This is a genomic window from Streptomyces sp. NPDC048523, assembly GCF_043199815.1.
GTDB lineage: Bacteria > Actinomycetota > Actinomycetes > Streptomycetales > Streptomycetaceae > Streptomyces.
The window spans coordinates 377,785-393,481 of the sequence record NZ_JBICWQ010000004.1; the positions used below are offsets into that span (position 1 = coordinate 377,785).

A 15,697-nucleotide genomic window follows, 5' to 3' on the forward strand; every position below is an offset into this window, starting at 1 on the left:
GGACCGCGGCACCGGGGCTCTCGGCACGAGGGCCCCGGTGCCGCTTTTGTGTGCCCTCATCTGCGGCTGGTTTCCGTGGCAGGGTGGAACGGGCAAGCCTCAGGGGGCCAAACAGAAGAGGGGGAGTCCGTGATCGTCTGGATCAACGGCGCGTTCGGTGCGGGGAAGACCACCACCGCACGGGAACTGATCGAACTGATCCCGAACAGCACGCTCTTCGACCCCGAGGACATCGGCGCGGCGGTCGTGCGGCTGCTGCCGGCCAAGCACCTCGCCGAGGTCGGCGACTTCCAGGACCTGCCGATCTGGCGACGACTGGTGATCGACACGGCGGCCGCGATGCTCGCCGAACTCGGCGGGACCCTCGTGGTCCCCATGACCCTGCTGCGCCAGGAGTACCGCGACGAGATCTTCGGCGGGCTCGCCGCCCGCCGGATCGCTGTCCACCACATTCTCCTGGCTCCGGCGGAAACGATCCTGCGTGAACGAATAGCCGGGCGGGAGACCCCGCCGACCCTTCCGCTCGGCGGGGTGGGGCAGGGGCACTGGGCGTACGACCACATCGAGCCCTACCGGGCCGCCCTCGCCTCCTGGCTCGCCGCCGACGCCCATCCGGTCGACACCAGCGCACTCACCCCGTACGAGACGGCCGCCCGCATCACCGAGGACCTCGGCGCCGGGGCCGTGCCCGTGTGCGACATCGTGCAGACCCCCGAGCCCACCGCCGAGACCGTGGCCGCCGGTGTCCTCCTCTTCGACGAACAGGACAGGGTGCTGCTCGTCGACCCCACCTACAAGGCGGGCTGGGAGTTCCCCGGCGGCGTCGTCGAGCGAGGCGAGGCGCCCGCGCGGGCCGGGATGCGCGAGGTCGCCGAGGAGACCGGCATCCGACTGGACGACGTACCGCGTCTCCTGGTCGTCGACTGGGAACCGCCCGCCCCTCCCGGATACGGCGGACTGCGCCTCCTCTTCGACGGCGGGCGGCTCGACCCCACCCTGGCGCGAGGTGTTCTGCTGCCCGGTCCCGAACTGCGCGGCTGGTGTTTCGCCAGCGAGGAGGAGGCCGCGGAGCTGCTGCCGCCGGTGCGCTACGAGCGGCTCAGGTGGGCGCTGCGGGCCCGGGAGCGCGGGGCGGCGCTGTACCTGGAAGCCGGGGTGCCGGTCGGTTGACCTCCGGATGAGCCCCGTCGGTACGCACCGCCGACGGGGCTTCGTCATGTTCGAGGCACGTTCGATTCAGGCAAGCGGGGTGCGAGAGCCCGTCAAGTAAATCGTCGCGATACCTCCATGTCAGAGCTAACGAAACGTCCCACCCTCGTCAACTCTTGGCAAGGAGCGCAAACAATCCCCTTTCCGGTCATTTTCCGCCTTGACCGGCCTCTTGGCGGGTTGCGACAGTCCGCTCAGTCTCACGGCGCCGACAACGGCCGGCGACCGACGTCTTTCCCCTCAGGGAACACCCCATGACGAGACCCTGTCCGTTGGCGACGGCGAAAACTCCGCGCCAGCCCCAGCACATACCCGGGACGTCCGCACGATGACGACGCAACAGCAGCCGATGTCCGCCGACACCGGCACCACGCAAGCCGGTGAACCCTCGCCGGACCCGCGGAGCGACGGCACGGTCATCACCGGGCGCTCGCCCGCCCGGATGGCCTGGCGGCGCATCAGACGGGACAAGGTCACCATGGCCGCGTTCGTGATCACGGTGCTCTTCATCCTGATCGCGCTGCTGGCCCCGGTCCTGACGGCGGTCACCGGCTGGGGGCCGATCACCCCCGACGGCAGGGCGATCGACCCGGACACCGGCAACTTCCCGCGCGGGGCGCTGGGCGGCATCGGCCTCACCCACCTGCTGGGCGTCGAACCGGGCACGGGTTACGACCTGTTCGCCCGGATCGTCTACGGACTGCGCACCTCGCTGTTCGTCGGCTTCGCCTCGGCCGTGCTGTCCACCGTCGTCGGTGTCGTGGCCGGTCTCGCGGCGGGGTACTCCGGCGGCTGGGTGGACTCCGTGCTGTCGCGGATCATGGACGTGATGCTGGCCTTCCCGCAGCTGCTGTTCATCATCGCGCTGACCCCGGTCATCCAGAACGCGATGCAGACCAACAGCCACGGCGGCACCGACGAGAACCTCCGGCTGCTGGTCCTCGTCCTGAACATCGCGGTGTTCGCCTGGGCCTACACCGCCCGGCTGGTGCGCGGACAGGTCCTGTCCCTGCGCGAGCGCGAGTTCGTCGACGCCGCGCGGATCATGAGCGCCGGACGGTGGCACATCCTGTTCCGGCAACTGCTGCCCAACCTGTGGGCGCCGGTGCTGATCTCCTTCGCGCTGGCCGTCCCGCAGAACATCACCACCGAGGCGGCCCTGTCCTACCTCGGCGTGGGCGTCATCCCGCCCAACCCGGACTGGGGGGCGCTGCTGTCGGACGCCTCGCAGTTCTTCCTCCAGGACCCCATGTACCTGTTCGTCCCCGGAGTCCTGCTGCTGATGCTCGTCCTGGCGCTGAACCTCCTCGGTGACGGCGTCCGGGACGCCCTGGATCCCCGCGCGGCCCGCGGCTGACGCGGTCCTCTCTCAACACCGGCGTACACGGCCCCACTTGGGTCACCGCCGAGCCCGTAGAAGAACGGAGTGTTACCTCATGACGCGCAGAAGGCGCTCGATCGCGCTCGCGGCCACCGCCGTGGCGATCGCACTGGGGGCCACCGCATGCGGGGGCTCCTCCAGCACCACCGGGAGCGGCTCCCCGGCCAAGGGCGGCACGCTGACCGTCCTCGACCACGCCGACTTCGACCACCTCGACCCCCAGCGCGTCTACACCACCGAGGGGTCGAGCATGGACCAGGAGCTCGTGCGCACCCTGACCGGGTGGGACGAGACCGGCTCCCGGCCCAGGCTCGTCGGCGACCTGGCCACCGACACCGGAACGCCCAGCAAGGACGACACGGTGTGGACCTTCCACCTGCGCAAGGGGGTCACCTGGCAGGACGGCAAGGCGGTCACCGCGCAGGACGTCAAGTACGGCGTCGAGCGGACCTTCTCGCCCGACATCAACGGCGGTCCCCCGTACGCCAGTCAGTGGCTGGTGGGCGGCTCCTCCTACAAGGGGCCCTACTCGGGCAAGGAACTCGCCTCGATCCAGACACCGGACGCGTCCACGATCGTGTTCCATCTGGGCCAGCCCGTCGCGGACTTCAACCAGACGACCGCCATGCCCGGCTGGTCGGCGGTGCCCAAGGCCCACGACACGGGTGCCACGTACGACACGCACGTCTGGTCCGACGGACCGTACATGATCAAGTCGTACACCAAGAACAAGGAACTCGTCCTCGTCAGGAACACCGCCTGGAAGCAGTCGACCGACCCGATCCGGCAGCAGAACGTCAACGAGATCGACGTGAAGCTCGGTCAGGACCAGTCGGCGATCGACCAGCAGATCAAGTCCGACGCCGGTACCGCCCAGACCTCGATCATGCAGTGGCCGATCGCGGGCTCCGACCTGACGACGATCTCCGGTGACCCGTCCCTGAAGTCCCGCCTCTACAACATCCCGGCCCCGGGCATCAACTACCTCGCCATCAACACCACCCGGGTCAAGGACCTGAAGGTCCGTCAGGCCATCGAGGACGCGATCGACAAGACCACCGTGCGCGGCGCGTTCGGCGGCTCGGCGTACGGCGGCTACGCGAGCACCATGCTCAGCCCCGGTATCGGCGGCTACCAGAAGTTCAACCTCTACAGCACCAACCCCGCCGGGGACGCCACCAAGGCCAAGACGCTGATGAAGCAGGCCGGCAACCCCAGGCTCACCATGTCGCTGGCGGTCGAGAACACCACCACCGAGGAGCACTTCGCCGACGCCGTGAAGACCTCGCTCGGCGCGATCGGCATCACGGTGAACATCACGCCGATCGACGCGGCGAACTACTTCAGCACCATCGACAACGTGAAGAACCAGTACGACCTCACGTGGGGCGACTGGATCGCGGACTGGCCGAACGCCTCCACCGTGCTGCCCGTGCTCTTCGACGGACGGCAGATCGCGAAGCTTCCGCAGTCCAACCAGGACCTGTCGTACCTGAACGACCCCGCGGTCAACACGCAGATCGACAAGATCGCCAAGATGACCGACGTCAAGCAGGCCGACGCGGCCTACGGCGCCCTGGACGAGCAGATCATGAAGGACGCCGCCGTGGTCCCGCTGATGTACATGAACTTCAGCGAGCTGGCGGGCTCCAAGGTCGGTGGGGTCATCTCCGACCCCATCCTCGCCGAGCCCAGCCTGGTCCACGCCTACGTCAAGAGCTGACGCGTCAGGAGCCGACGCAGCCCTCCCAGTCCCGCCGGCGGCCCCGGCCGGCGGGCACACCCCCTCTCACGTCAGGGTCCAGCACGACATGCTTCGTTACCTCATCCGGCGCCTGCTGGCAGCGGCCGCGATCCTGCTGGTGATCACCGTGATCACCTTCGTGATCTTCTTCGCGCTGCCGTCCGACCCCGCGCTCCTGGCCTGCGGCAAGACCTGCTCGCCCTCCCGGCTGGTCGAGATCAAGCATTCGCTCGGGCTCGACCAGAGCTTCCTCACCCAGTTCTGGGAGTTCTTCAAGGGACTCTTCGCCGGCCGGGACTTCGGCGACCAGAGTGTGCGCGTGCACTGCGGCGCGCCCTGCCTCGGCATCTCCTTCCAGACCGACACCCCCGTCCTGTCGACCCTGCTGGGCGACTTCCCCGCGGACCTGTCGCTGGGTCTCGGCGCCGCGGTGTTCTTCCTGATCCTGGGCGTCGGCCTCGGCACCCTCGCCGCGGTCCGCCGGGGCAGGGCGGCCGACAAGGCGGCGGTGGGACTCGCCCTGCTCGGCGTCTCGGTGCAGATCTACTTCGTCGGCCTGCTGCTGCTCTACCTGTTCGTCGACAAGTGGCAGATCCTGCCCGCCTCCGGCTACACCCCGATCACCCAGGACCCCAGCGCCTGGTTCCAGGGTCTGATCCTGCCGTGGGCCACCCTGGTCATCGTCTACCTCGCCCTGTACACCCGGCTCACCCGCTCCTCCATGCTGGAGGTCTTCGCCGAGGACTACATGCGCACCGCCCGGGCCAAGGGCCTGTCCACCGGCCGGGTCGTCCTCAAGCACGGCCTGCGGGCCGCGATCACCCCGATCATCACCATCTTCGGCATGGACGTCGGCTCCCTGATCGGCGGCTCCGCGGTCATCACCGAGTCGGTGTTCGGCATCAACGGCATCGGCAAGCTCGCGGTCGACTCGGTGCAGAACTCCGACCTGCCGGTCATCCTCGGCACCACGCTCTTCGCGGCCACCTTCGTCGTGCTCGCCAACGTGGTCGTCGACGTGGTCTACGGCCTCGTCGACCCCCGTGTCCGCCTCGCCTGAGCCCCTCACCGCAGCAAGGAAACGCCGTGTCCCTCCAGACCTCACCGCAACCGGCGGCCGCCGATCCCGCGGCCGCGCCCTTCCTCGACGTACGGGACCTGCGGGTGCACTTCCCGACCGAGGACGGCATCGTCAAGTCCGTCGACGGCGTCTCCTTCACCCTGGAGAAGGGCAGCACCCTCGGCATCGTCGGCGAGTCCGGCTCGGGGAAGTCGGTCACCTCGCTGGCCCTGCTCGGACTGCACAAGGGCACGCGCGCCGACGTCTCGGGCGAGATCCGGCTGGATGGGCGGGAGTTGGTCTCCCTTCCCGAGCGCGACATGCGCGCACTGCGCGGCCGTACGGTCTCCATGATCTTCCAGGACCCGCTGTCCGCCCTGCACCCGTACTTCACCGTCGGCGCCCAGATCGCCGAGGCCTACCGGGTCCATCACAAGGTCTCGAAGAAGGACGCGCGGGAGCGCGCCGTGGAGATGCTGAAACGGGTCGGCATCCCGCAGCCCGAACGCCGGGAGCGGGACTACCCGCACCAGTTCTCCGGCGGCATGCGCCAGCGCGCGATGATCGCCATGGCGCTGGTGTGCGACCCCGAACTGCTCATCGCCGACGAGCCCACGACAGCCCTGGACGTCACCGTCCAGGCGCAGATCCTCGACCTGATCCGCGATCTCCAGGAGGAGTTCGGCTCCGCGGTCATCCTCATCACCCACGACCTCGGTGTGGTGGCCGACATCGCCGACGACATCCTGGTGATGTACGGCGGCCGCCGCATCGAGTACGGCACCGTGCACGATGTGCTCAAGGAGCCCCAGCACCCTTACACCTGGGGCCTGTTGGAGTCGATGCCGCAGATCACCGGGGACGTCGAGCGGCGGCTGAACCCCATCGCGGGCTCCCCGCCGAGCCTCATCAACCCTCCCTCCGGCTGCGCCTTCCACCCCCGCTGCACCTACAAGGGCTGGGTGACCGGCGGGCGTTGTGCGGCGGAACGGCCCGAACTGGTGGCCGTCGCCGGAACCGGCCGGCACCTCGCCGCCTGTCACCTCACCCCGGAGACCAGAACAGAGATCCGCGGTCGTACGGCCGCCGGGGCCGCGCAGTGAGGGCGGCGGACGAACAGGAGCATGCCGTGAGCACCACACAGCCCGCCGCCGGGGAGCACCTGCTCGAGGTCAGCGGCCTCACCAAGCACTTCCCGATCCGCCACGGCATCGTCTTCCAGCGGCAGATCGGGGCCGTGCACGCCGTCGACGGCATCGACTTCACGGTCGGCGCGGGTCAGGCGCTCGGCCTGGTCGGCGAGTCAGGCTGCGGCAAGTCGACCACGGGCCGGCTGGTCACCCGGCTGCTGGAACCCACGGCCGGAAAGGTGGTCTTCGACGGCGAGGACATCACCCACACCCCGGAGAACCGGATGAAGGAGGCCCGCCGCAACCTCCAGATGATCTTCCAGGACCCGTACTCCTCGCTGAACCCCCGGCACACGGTCGGCACGATCGTCGAGACACCGATGCGGCTCAACGGCATCAACCCGCCGCAGGGTCACAAGAAGCGCGCCCAGGAACTGCTGGAGACGGTCGGACTCAACCCCGAGCACTACAACCGCTATCCGAACGAGTTCTCCGGGGGCCAGCGCCAGCGCATCGGGATCGCCCGCGCCCTCGCGCTGCGGCCCAAGCTCATCGTGGCCGACGAGCCGGTGTCGGCGCTGGACGTGTCCATCCAGGCGCAGATCGTCAATCTGCTCCAGGACCTCCAGCGGGAGTTCGGCATCGCGTTCGTCTTCATCGCCCACGACCTCGCCGTGGTACGGCACTTCTGCGAGCGGGTCGCGGTGATGTACCTCGGCAAGATCGTCGAGGTGGCCGACCGGCAGACGCTGTACACGAGGCCCCGGCACCCCTACACCCACGCACTGCTGTCCGCGGTCCCCGAGGCCGACCCGGACGGCACCCGGCGCCGCGAGCGCATCCGGCTCGCCGGGGACGTCCCGTCCCCGGTCGACCCTCCCTCCGGCTGCCGTTTCCGTACCCGGTGCTGGAAGGCGCAGGACCGGTGCGCGACGGAGGAGCCGCCCCTGGTGCGTCTGACGGGCAACGCCGAGGACCACCTGACCGCCTGTCACTTCCCCGAGGAACCGAGCGTCGGGGCCCGGGACGAGGACATCGTGCTCGACCCGGCGCTGACCGCGTCGGGGGACAGCGCGTCGACTTCGTCGTGAGGGTAGGGGGTGAGCCTGCTCTGCTGTACCAACCGCCGGTTGAAGTCACCGACCACGGTCGCCAGTCGGGCATGACGTGAGATGAGCGCGGCGGCCGCCCCGGGGATGCCCTCGGGGCGCCTGCCGTCGGCGCAGGCGCGGATGAAGTCCTCGCGTTCGTCCCTGGGGAGGCCGTACTGGTCCACGACCAGCCAGTGCACCAGGTAGGAGAGGGCGTAGGCGCGGTCGTAGCCGCTGTGGCGGACCTGGAATTCGCGTTCCCGGGCGGTGAGTTGGAAGCGGCTGGACAGGGACAGTCCGTAGTCGGTGAGGTAGAGCCGGTGCCCGTCGGTGAGGATGTTGCCGAAGTGGGCGTCGAAGTGGACGAGTTGTTGTGCGCCAAGGAAACCGGTGACGGCTTCCAGGCCCCGCTCCACGAGGGCGCACGCCGAGTCGGTGTCAGGCGTGCGCAGTCGGGCGGAGAGCCAGTCGTGGAGGGTGTGCGGCACGTACTCCAGGAACAGGGTCAGGCTCGCGGACGCGGTGCGCAGGGCCTCGATGCGCTCCCTGAGGCCTGGTGAACCTCCCCAGTAGGTCACGGCCCGCCCCACGTCGGCGAGCGCCTCGGGCAGCGGCTGCGGGGTGTCGGGCAGCACCCGCCAGTGGTGCAGCAAGGGAAAGCCCGGGAAGCGGTCCGAGCGCACCCAGTTGGTCGTCATCTCGTGGACGGCCAGCTCGCGCCAGGCACCGAAGCCGGGGCTGCCGATCTCGCCGATGCCGTAGTGGCAGTGGGCGGGCAGGCCGAAGAGGTTCGCGGTGGAGCGGACGTGGTCCGGGTGGAGCTCGGTGTCGGTGAGTGGCACCTGCTTCACGAAGACCCGTACGCCGTCCACCTCCAGCAGGGTCGCCCGGCCACCGATCCCGGTGCCCGCGGGGGTGCCCGACGCCACGAGGTCGGTGAGCTCCCGGTCGCTCAGGAGGGCGAGGGAGGTGGCGGTGTCGGCGTGGGTGCGGAGACGGGGGAGGGTGTCCATGGCCCCATGGTCGGGTCCCCGTGCCCGAAGCAGGCGATGTTCGCGTCGAGTGCCGCCAACTTCGCGAAGGAGTCCACGGCCTGGGCCCGGTCGACGTTGAACACGCCGAGCATCACCTTTCCGTCGAACGGGGACGCGGCCACCGCGTCCCCGGTGAACAGCACCCCGTGCGCAGGGAGATGGAGCGCGATGCTGCCGGGGGTGTGGCCGGGGACGTGGACGACCCGGGCTCCGCCGCCGAAGTCGAGGACATCACCCTCGGACAGCTCGGTGAGCTTCGGCGGCCTCGCGAACCCGCCCTGCGGCAGGTGCCGTAGAGCTTCCGCGTGCAGGGGGCGCTCCCAGTCCTCGAACACCGGTGGCGGGCCCGCCACTTCACCCCGTACGGCGGGGGCGTCGAGCCGGTGCGCCAGTACCTCGGCGCCGGTCACCGCGGCCAACTCGGCCGCCCCGCCCACATGGTCCTCGTGGAAGTGGGTGAGCACGATCCGTCGTAGGGGTCCTTGGAGGCGGGCGGCGATCGGCGCGGCGGAACCCGCAGGGCCGGCGTCGATCAGCGTCGACGCGTCGCCGTCGCGCCAGAGGTAGGCCTGGCCGACGGGGAAGCGCAGGAGGTGGAGGTGCGGAAACAGCTCGATGACGTCCATGGGACGACCGTAGAAAGGCCCCCGTCCGTGGACGAGGGCCTTCTGCCGGCAGCAGAGCCGTCGGGTCAGCTCGCCGCGTAGTTGCGCAGGAACAGGGCCTCCGCCACCGACAGGCGCTCCAGTTCCTCGGGGGAGACGCTCTCGTTCACGGCGTGGATCTTGGCCTCCGGCTCGCTCAGGCCGATGAGCAGGATCTCGGCGTGCGGGTAGAGCGCCGCGAGGGTGTTGCACAGGGGGATGGAGCCGCCATGTCCGGCGTACTGCATCTCCTGGCCCGGGTAGGCCACCGCCATCGCCTCCGCCATCGCCGCGTACGCCGGGCTGGTGGTGTCCGCGCTGAACGGCTGGCCGTGGCCGATCCGCTCGGTGCTCACCCGCGCGCCCCACGGGGTGTGCGCCTCCAGGTGGGCCTCGAGCAGCCTGGTCGCCTCGTCGGTGTCGATGCCCGGCGGCACCCGCAGGCTGATCAGGGCGCGGGCGCTCGCCTGCACCGACGGGGTGGCGCCGACGACCGGCGGGCAGTCGATGCCGAGGACCGTCACGGCCGGGCGCGCCCAGAGGCGGTCGGCGACCGTGCCGTCACCGATCAGCTCGACGCCGTCCAGGACCTTGGCGTCCGCCCGGAACTGCTCCTCGTCGTACTGCAGGCCGTCCCAGGACGCGTCCGGCGTGAGCCCGTCGATCCTCGTCGTGCCGTCCTTCCCGCGCAGCGAGTCCAGTACGCGGATCAGCGCGGCCAGCGCGTCGGGAGCGGCGCCGCCGAACTGGCCCGAGTGCAGGTTGCCCTCCAGGGTGTCGACCCGGACGCGCATCATGGTCATGCCGCGCAGGGTGGCGGTGACCGTCGGCAGACCGACGCGGAAGTTGCCCGCGTCGCCGATGACGATGGTGTCCGCCTCCAGGAGCGCGGGATGTTCCTCGGCGTACCGCTCCAGGCCGCCCGTGCCCTGCTCCTCCGAGCCCTCGGCGATGAACTTGACGTGGACCGGGACCCCGCCGTCGGCCTTGAGGGCGCGCAGCGCGAGCAGGTGCATGAGCACGCCGCCCTTGCAGTCGGCGGCCCCGCGCCCGTACCAGCGGCCGTCGCGCTCGGTCAGTTCGAAGGGCGGGGTCGTCCAGCCGGCCTCGTCCAGCGGCGGCTGCACGTCGTAGTGGGCGTACAGGAGGACGGTCTTCGCGCCCGCCGGGCCGGGCAGGTAGCCGTAGACGGACTGGGTCCCGTCCGGGGTGTCGAGCAGTGCCACGTCCTGGAATCCCTCGGCGGCGAGCGCGTCCGCGACCCAGCGGGCGGCGGCCTCGCTCTCGCTCTTCGGGAACTGGTCGAAGTCCGCCACCGACCTGAACGCCACCAGTTCGCTGAGCTCCGCCCGCGCCCTGGGCATCAGCGAGGCGACGGTCTCGGCGACCGGATTCGACGACATGGGCACGCTCCTTGTGGGTGCGACGTTGTACCTGTGAGTGCCGTAGATCCTCCCACAGTGGCCTGTGGGCGGGCCCGCCGTAGGATGCGGGAGACAGGTGCGGCAATGGCTTGATCGGGAGCAGCAGACCATCGTGAGCAGCGAGAACACTTCGGCGGGCGACCCTTCGGCGGACGACCCCTCGACGGACGACTCCCCGGCGGACGACTCTTCGGCGGACGGCGTGCGGGACGACGGACAGCGGGTGTGGGACGTCGTCGTCGTGGGCGCGGGTCCCGCGGGGGCCTCGGCCGCCTACGCGGCGGCGGTGGCAGGGCGGCGCGTGCTGCTGCTGGAGAAGGCCGAGCTGCCGCGGTACAAGACGTGCGGCGGCGGGATCATCGGCCCCTCCCGGGACTCGCTGCCGCCCGGCTTCGAGCTGCCGTTCCGGGACCGGGTGCACGCGGTCACGTTCTCGAACAACGGCCGCTTCACGCGGACCCGGCGCTCCAAGCAGATGCTGTTCGGGCTGATCAACCGGCCCGAGTTCGACCAGCAGCTCGTCGAGCACGCGCAGAAGGCGGGCGCCGAGCTGCGCACGGGCGTCACCGTGCAGCGCGTCGAGCAGCACGGCTCGGCGGTGCCCGACCGGCGTACCGTCGCCGTGGTCCTCCAGGGCGGCGAGACGCTCCTCGCGCGGGCGGTCGTCGGAGCCGACGGCAGCGCCAGCCGGATAGGCGCACATGTCGGGGTGAAGCTCGACCAGGTGGACCTCGGCCTGGAGGCGGAGATCCCGGTGCCGGAGACCGTCGCCGAGGACTGGAAGGGGCGGGTGCTCATCGACTGGGGCCCGATGCCCGGCAGTTACGGCTGGGTCTTCCCCAAGGGGGACACCCTGACGGTCGGCGTGATCTCCGCGCGCGGCGAAGGCGCGGCCACCAAGCGGTACCTGGAGGACTTCATCGGGCGGCTCGGCCTGGCCGGGTTCGAACCGAGCATCTCCTCCGGCCACCTGACCCGCTGCCGGGCCGACGACTCGCCGCTCTCGCGCGGGCGGGTGCTGGTGTGCGGTGACGCGGCGGGGCTCCTGGAGCCGTGGACCCGCGAGGGCATCTCCTTCGCGCTGCGCTCCGGGCGGCTCGCGGGGGAGTGGGCGGTCAGGATCGCCGAGGCCCACGACGCGGTGGACGCCCGGCGCCAGGCGCTGAACTACGCGTTCGCCGTCAAGGCGGGCCTCGGCGTCGAGATGAGCGTCGGCAAGCGGATGCTGACCGCGTTCGAGCGCCGGCCCGGACTGTTCCACGCGGCGCTGACGGGTTTCCGGCCCGCGTGGAACGCGTTCAAGGACATCACCCAGGGCGCGACCTCACTGGGCGAGCTGGTCCGGGGCCGGCCGATGGCCCAGCGGGCGCTGGCCGCGCTGGACCCGCGTCCGGCCGAGCGCGCCGCGGACGACGGAGTCACTTCGTGAGCGTGACGCGGAAGACGGGGTGGTCGGGGGCGATGCGCAGCAGGTCGGCGTCGGGGGAGTCGGGACCGACACCCTTGAAGAACACGCCGACCTCGGCCTTCCAGCGCTTGAGGTAGGCGCGCAGGAGCGGGACCTTCTCCTCGCCGGTCACCTCGGTGGCGGTGAAGGCCTCCGACTTCTTGCCCAGGTGCAGTTCGCCGCCGCCGGCCGCACGCATGTTGTGGGTCCACTGGACGTGGCCGCGTGGGGCGACCAGATACTGTTCGCCGTCCACCGTCAGCACGTTCACCGGGGTGGTGCGCCACTCGCCGCTCTTGCGTCCCCGGACGGCCAGGACCCGTGAGCCCCAGACGCTGAAGCCGCGGCGGGTCAGAAAGGCCACCGAGCGGTTGAGGATGTTGACCGTGAACCAGCCGGGCTTCTGTACGTGCGTGGACATGTGACCCCCAGGATTCGGGAGAGCGTCGCTCTCTTTTGTGAGCACCGCTCTCTTCCGGTGTTCAGTCTGGCACGGCCGGGGCGTCGGGGCAAGAGCGGTGCTCTCGTTTGTGTGCACCGCTCTCATTTCATGGGAGACTGAGGCCCATGAGTACCGCACAAGGCGCCCGCGCCCGGGCCCGGATCGAGGTCACCGCCACCATCAAGGACGAGGCGCGCAGACAGCTCGCCGCCGAGGGCGCCGCCAAGCTCTCGCTGCGGGCCGTGGCCCGTGAGCTCGGCATGGTCTCCTCCGCGCTGTACCGCTACTTCGCCAGCCGCGACGACCTCCTGACCGCTCTCATCATCGACGCCTACGACTCGCTGGGCGAGAGCGCGGAGCGGGCGCACGACGCGGTCCGTGACGCGGCCCCCGTGGAGCGCTGGGTGGCGGTGTGCGAGGCGGTGCGTCGGTGGGCGCTGGGGAACAGCCACGAGTACGCGCTGATCTACGGATCCCCGGTCCCGGGCTACACCGCCCCCGCCACGACCATTCCCGCCGCGTCCCGGGTGGGCCTGCTTCTCATCGGCATCGCACGCGACGCGCACACGGGCCCCGGTCTGTCGTTGCCCGCACTGCCCCCCGAGCTGCGCCCCGAGGCCGAGCGCATGAACGCCGACATCGCCCCCGACCTCCCGGCCGAGGCGGTGACCGCGCTGGTGGCCGCCTGGGCCCAGCTGTTCGGCCTGGTCGGATTCGAGCTGTTCGGTCAGTTCAACCGGATCGTGGCGGACCGGGAGACGTTCTTCCGGCACGCCGTCACCCGGCTCGCACGGGACGTGGGCCTCCGATGACCGGCCGGGACGGGAGCGGGCGTACGCCGCCGGGAGTATCCGTGATCACCACGCTCGGCTGACGCCCCGGCCGGGCGGCGGCGTCTAGCGTGGCTGTCATGGACGGTGAGCAGGGCGTGCGCGGGGGCGGTCCGCCGCGGTGGTGGCGGCACGGGCCGTCGTGGTGGCGCGGAGCCGGCGACGGCGGGCAGGGCGCCCGGTGGCCGTGGCCGTCCACTCTGCTGCTCACCTTCTTCGTGCTCGGAGGGTCGAACTACGCGGCCCATCAGCAGGTCGGTGACCGGGCCGCGCTCGATGTGTTCGCACGGGTGCTCCTGGTGACCGGCTCCGGGCTGCTGCTGTGGCGGCATCGGCAGCCGGTGCTCGTCGTCTTCGGCACGGCGGCTGCCGCGATGCTGTATCTCGGGGCCGGGTATCCGTACGGGCCGGTGTTCCTCACCGTCGCCCTCGCCTGCTTCAGCGCGGTCGTGGCCGGACACCGCAAGGCCGCCTGGACCGCGCTCGGCATGCTCTGGGCCGGGCACGTCCTGGTGGCCCACTGGCTCTACCGGTGGCTGCCCCCGGCCGGAGACCCGGCCGCGCCCTGGGGGCAGGAGGGCGTGATCGCCGCCTGGGTCGTCGCCATCGTCGCCGTCTCGGAGCTGGCCCGGACCCGCCGGGAACAGTGGGCCCGGGAGCGGGCCGAGCGGGCCCGGGCCGCTCGGCGCCGCGCCGACGAGGAGCGGCTGCGGATCGCCCGCGAACTGCACGACGTCCTCGCGCACAGCATCTCCGTCATCAACGTCCAGGCCGGCGTCGGCCTCGCCCTCCTCGACACCGACCCCGAGCAGGCCCGCACCGCCCTCACCACCATCAAGGCCGCCAGCAAGGAGGCGCTCGGCGAGGTGCGCCAGGTGCTCGACACGCTGCGCACCCCCGGCGACGCGCCGCGCGCCCCCGCACCGGGCCTCGACCGCCTGCCCGAGCTGGTGTCCCAGGCGGCCGACGCGGGCCTCACCGTCGAGGTCGAGGGGGCGGCGCCGGCCCTGCCGCCCGGCGCGGACCTCGCCGCCTTCCGTATCGTCCAGGAGGCGCTCACCAATGTCGTACGGCACTCGGGATCGCGGCACGCGCGCGTACGGCTCGATCACGGCGGGGACGCGCTACGGCTGCGCATCGACGACGACGGGCCCGCGACCGGCACCGACGCGGGCGGCAGCGGCAACGGTCTGGCCGGAATGCGGGAGCGGGCCGCCGCACTCGGTGGCACGATCGAGGCGGGCCCGCGTCCCGACGGAGGGTTCCGGGTGCTCGCCGTACTGCCGCTCGAGGTGAAGGCCGAGGAGGACGACCGGTGATCCGCGTACTGCTCGCCGACGACCAGTCACTCGTGCGGGCCGGTTTCCGGGCCCTGCTCGACGCGCAGCCGGACATCGAGGTGGCCGGTGAGGCCCCGGACGGTGAGGAGGCGCTGCGCAAGGTGCGCGAACTGCGGCCGGACATCGTCCTGATGGACATCCGGATGCCGCTGCTCGACGGTCTCGCCGCGACCCGGCGCATCACCGAGGACACCGCTCTGAGGGACGTGAAGGTGGTCATGCTCACCACCTTCGAACTCGACGAGTACGTCTTCGAGGCGATCCGTTCCGGCGCCTCCGGCTTCCTGGTCAAGGACACCGAACCGGAGGAACTCCTGCGCGCGGTAAGGGCGGTCGTCGACGGCGACGCGCTCCTCTCGCCCGGCGTGACCCGCCGTCTCATCGCCGAGTTCGCGGCCCGCTCCAAGGAGCCCGCGGCCGAAGGCGCCCTCGCCGGGCTCACCGAGCGGGAACGGGAGGTGATGGCTCTGGTCGGGATCGGTCTGTCCAACGAGGAGATCGCCCGCCGCCTGGTCGTCAGCCCGCTCACCGCCAAGACCCACGTCAGCCGCACGATGGTCAAGCTCGGCGCCCGCGACCGCGCCCAACTGGTGGTGCTGGCCTACGAGTCGGGGTTGGTGCGGCCGGGCTGGCTGGGCTGAGGGCGCTGCTGCCGGAAGCGCACGAGCACACTGATCACCCGGGCGACGAAGACCACCGGCGCGATCGTGAGCCCGATGCGCAACAGCAACGTCTCCACGGTTCCCGGCAGTTCGAACAGCAGCGCCGGTCCGGCCACCGCCCCGAACAGCACCGCCGCCGCGAACAGCGCACTGCACAGCGCGTATCCGATCTCGACGGTGATGGCGTCCCGCTCCGCCTGGTTGCGGCGTCCCCCGTAAGTCTCCACTCCCCGAGTCTCACAGCCGTGTGCCCGGCGGA

15 protein-coding genes are annotated in these 15,697 nt (G+C 70.9%); 10 read left to right on the plus strand and 5 right to left on the minus strand.

Going from position 1 to position 15,697, the window contains the following annotated elements; translation table 11 throughout:
* Positions 1 to 129: 129 nt before the first annotated feature.
* From ACGFWE_RS22560 to ACGFWE_RS22585, 6 genes are all read left to right on the plus strand, one after another.
* A complete protein-coding gene (locus ACGFWE_RS22560) occupies positions 130 to 1,170 on the plus strand; it encodes an NUDIX domain-containing protein (RefSeq protein WP_352386519.1) in 1,041 nt (346 codons plus the stop codon).
* Between the two features lie 367 nt (positions 1,171 to 1,537).
* A complete protein-coding gene (locus ACGFWE_RS22565) occupies positions 1,538 to 2,566 on the plus strand; it encodes an ABC transporter permease (RefSeq protein WP_352386517.1) in 1,029 nt (342 codons plus the stop codon).
* Positions 2,567 to 2,645: 79 nt separating this feature from the next.
* On the plus strand, positions 2,646 to 4,313 hold the full coding sequence (locus ACGFWE_RS22570; protein ID WP_393601231.1) for an ABC transporter substrate-binding protein: 1,668 nt from the start codon (positions 2,646 to 2,648) through the stop codon (positions 4,311 to 4,313).
* Positions 4,314 to 4,401: 88 nt separating this feature from the next.
* Positions 4,402 to 5,394: an ABC transporter permease gene (locus tag ACGFWE_RS22575; RefSeq protein ID WP_352386513.1), complete on the plus strand. Its 993-nt coding sequence runs from the start codon at positions 4,402 to 4,404 to the stop codon at positions 5,392 to 5,394.
* 26 nt (positions 5,395 to 5,420) lie between these two features.
* Positions 5,421 to 6,497, plus strand: coding sequence for an ABC transporter ATP-binding protein (locus tag ACGFWE_RS22580; RefSeq protein ID WP_352386511.1), 1,077 nt, complete (start codon positions 5,421 to 5,423; stop codon positions 6,495 to 6,497).
* Positions 6,494 to 7,615: an ABC transporter ATP-binding protein gene (locus ACGFWE_RS22585; RefSeq protein WP_393601234.1), complete on the plus strand. Its 1,122-nt coding sequence runs from the start codon at positions 6,494 to 6,496 to the stop codon at positions 7,613 to 7,615. Before ACGFWE_RS22580 ends, ACGFWE_RS22585 begins: the two co-directional genes overlap by 4 nt.
* Here the strand turns inward: ACGFWE_RS22585 and ACGFWE_RS22590 are convergent.
* From ACGFWE_RS22590 to ACGFWE_RS22600, 3 genes are all read right to left on the minus strand, one after another.
* Positions 7,516 to 8,628: a protein kinase family protein gene (locus ACGFWE_RS22590; RefSeq protein WP_393601236.1), complete on the minus strand. Its 1,113-nt coding sequence runs from the start codon at positions 8,626 to 8,628 to the stop codon at positions 7,516 to 7,518. The two genes, ACGFWE_RS22585 and ACGFWE_RS22590, sit on opposite strands and share 100 nt — an antisense overlap.
* On the minus strand, positions 8,568 to 9,275 hold the full coding sequence (locus tag ACGFWE_RS22595; protein ID WP_352386505.1) for an MBL fold metallo-hydrolase: 708 nt from the start codon (positions 9,273 to 9,275) through the stop codon (positions 8,568 to 8,570). Before ACGFWE_RS22595 ends, ACGFWE_RS22590 begins: the two co-directional genes overlap by 61 nt.
* Before the next feature lie 65 nt (positions 9,276 to 9,340).
* Positions 9,341 to 10,696, minus strand: a complete 1,356-nt coding sequence (locus tag ACGFWE_RS22600; protein WP_352386503.1) for a dipeptidase — start codon at positions 10,694 to 10,696, stop codon at positions 9,341 to 9,343.
* Between the two features lie 97 nt (positions 10,697 to 10,793).
* On the opposite strand from ACGFWE_RS22600, the gene ACGFWE_RS22605 reads away from it, so the two are divergent.
* The gene (locus ACGFWE_RS22605) at positions 10,794 to 12,146 is read left to right on the plus strand and encodes a geranylgeranyl reductase family protein (RefSeq protein WP_352386501.1); all 1,353 of its coding nucleotides are present in this window, start codon (positions 10,794 to 10,796) and stop codon (positions 12,144 to 12,146) included.
* Here the strand turns inward: ACGFWE_RS22605 and ACGFWE_RS22610 are convergent.
* Positions 12,136 to 12,585: a nitroreductase family deazaflavin-dependent oxidoreductase gene (locus ACGFWE_RS22610; protein ID WP_352386499.1), complete on the minus strand. Its 450-nt coding sequence runs from the start codon at positions 12,583 to 12,585 to the stop codon at positions 12,136 to 12,138. The genes ACGFWE_RS22605 and ACGFWE_RS22610 overlap by 11 nt on opposite strands.
* Before the next feature lie 146 nt (positions 12,586 to 12,731).
* Between ACGFWE_RS22610 and ACGFWE_RS22615 the strand changes: the two genes are divergently transcribed.
* From ACGFWE_RS22615 to ACGFWE_RS22625, 3 genes are all read left to right on the plus strand, one after another.
* Positions 12,732 to 13,418 (plus strand): TetR/AcrR family transcriptional regulator, encoded by a 687-nt coding sequence (locus tag ACGFWE_RS22615; protein ID WP_393601239.1) that lies wholly within the window; start codon positions 12,732 to 12,734, stop codon positions 13,416 to 13,418.
* A gap of 98 nt (positions 13,419 to 13,516) precedes the next feature.
* Positions 13,517 to 14,755 (plus strand): sensor histidine kinase, encoded by a 1,239-nt coding sequence (locus tag ACGFWE_RS22620; RefSeq protein ID WP_393601241.1) that lies wholly within the window; start codon positions 13,517 to 13,519, stop codon positions 14,753 to 14,755.
* Positions 14,752 to 15,417, plus strand: a complete 666-nt coding sequence (locus ACGFWE_RS22625) for a response regulator transcription factor (protein WP_352386493.1) — start codon at positions 14,752 to 14,754, stop codon at positions 15,415 to 15,417. The genes ACGFWE_RS22620 and ACGFWE_RS22625 overlap by 4 nt, the downstream gene beginning before the upstream one ends.
* Here ACGFWE_RS22625 and ACGFWE_RS22630 read toward each other — a convergent pair.
* Positions 15,378 to 15,665 (minus strand): DUF6332 family protein, encoded by a 288-nt coding sequence (locus ACGFWE_RS22630; RefSeq protein WP_352386491.1) that lies wholly within the window; start codon positions 15,663 to 15,665, stop codon positions 15,378 to 15,380. The two genes, ACGFWE_RS22625 and ACGFWE_RS22630, sit on opposite strands and share 40 nt — an antisense overlap.
* Between the last annotated feature and the right edge of the window lie 32 nt (positions 15,666 to 15,697).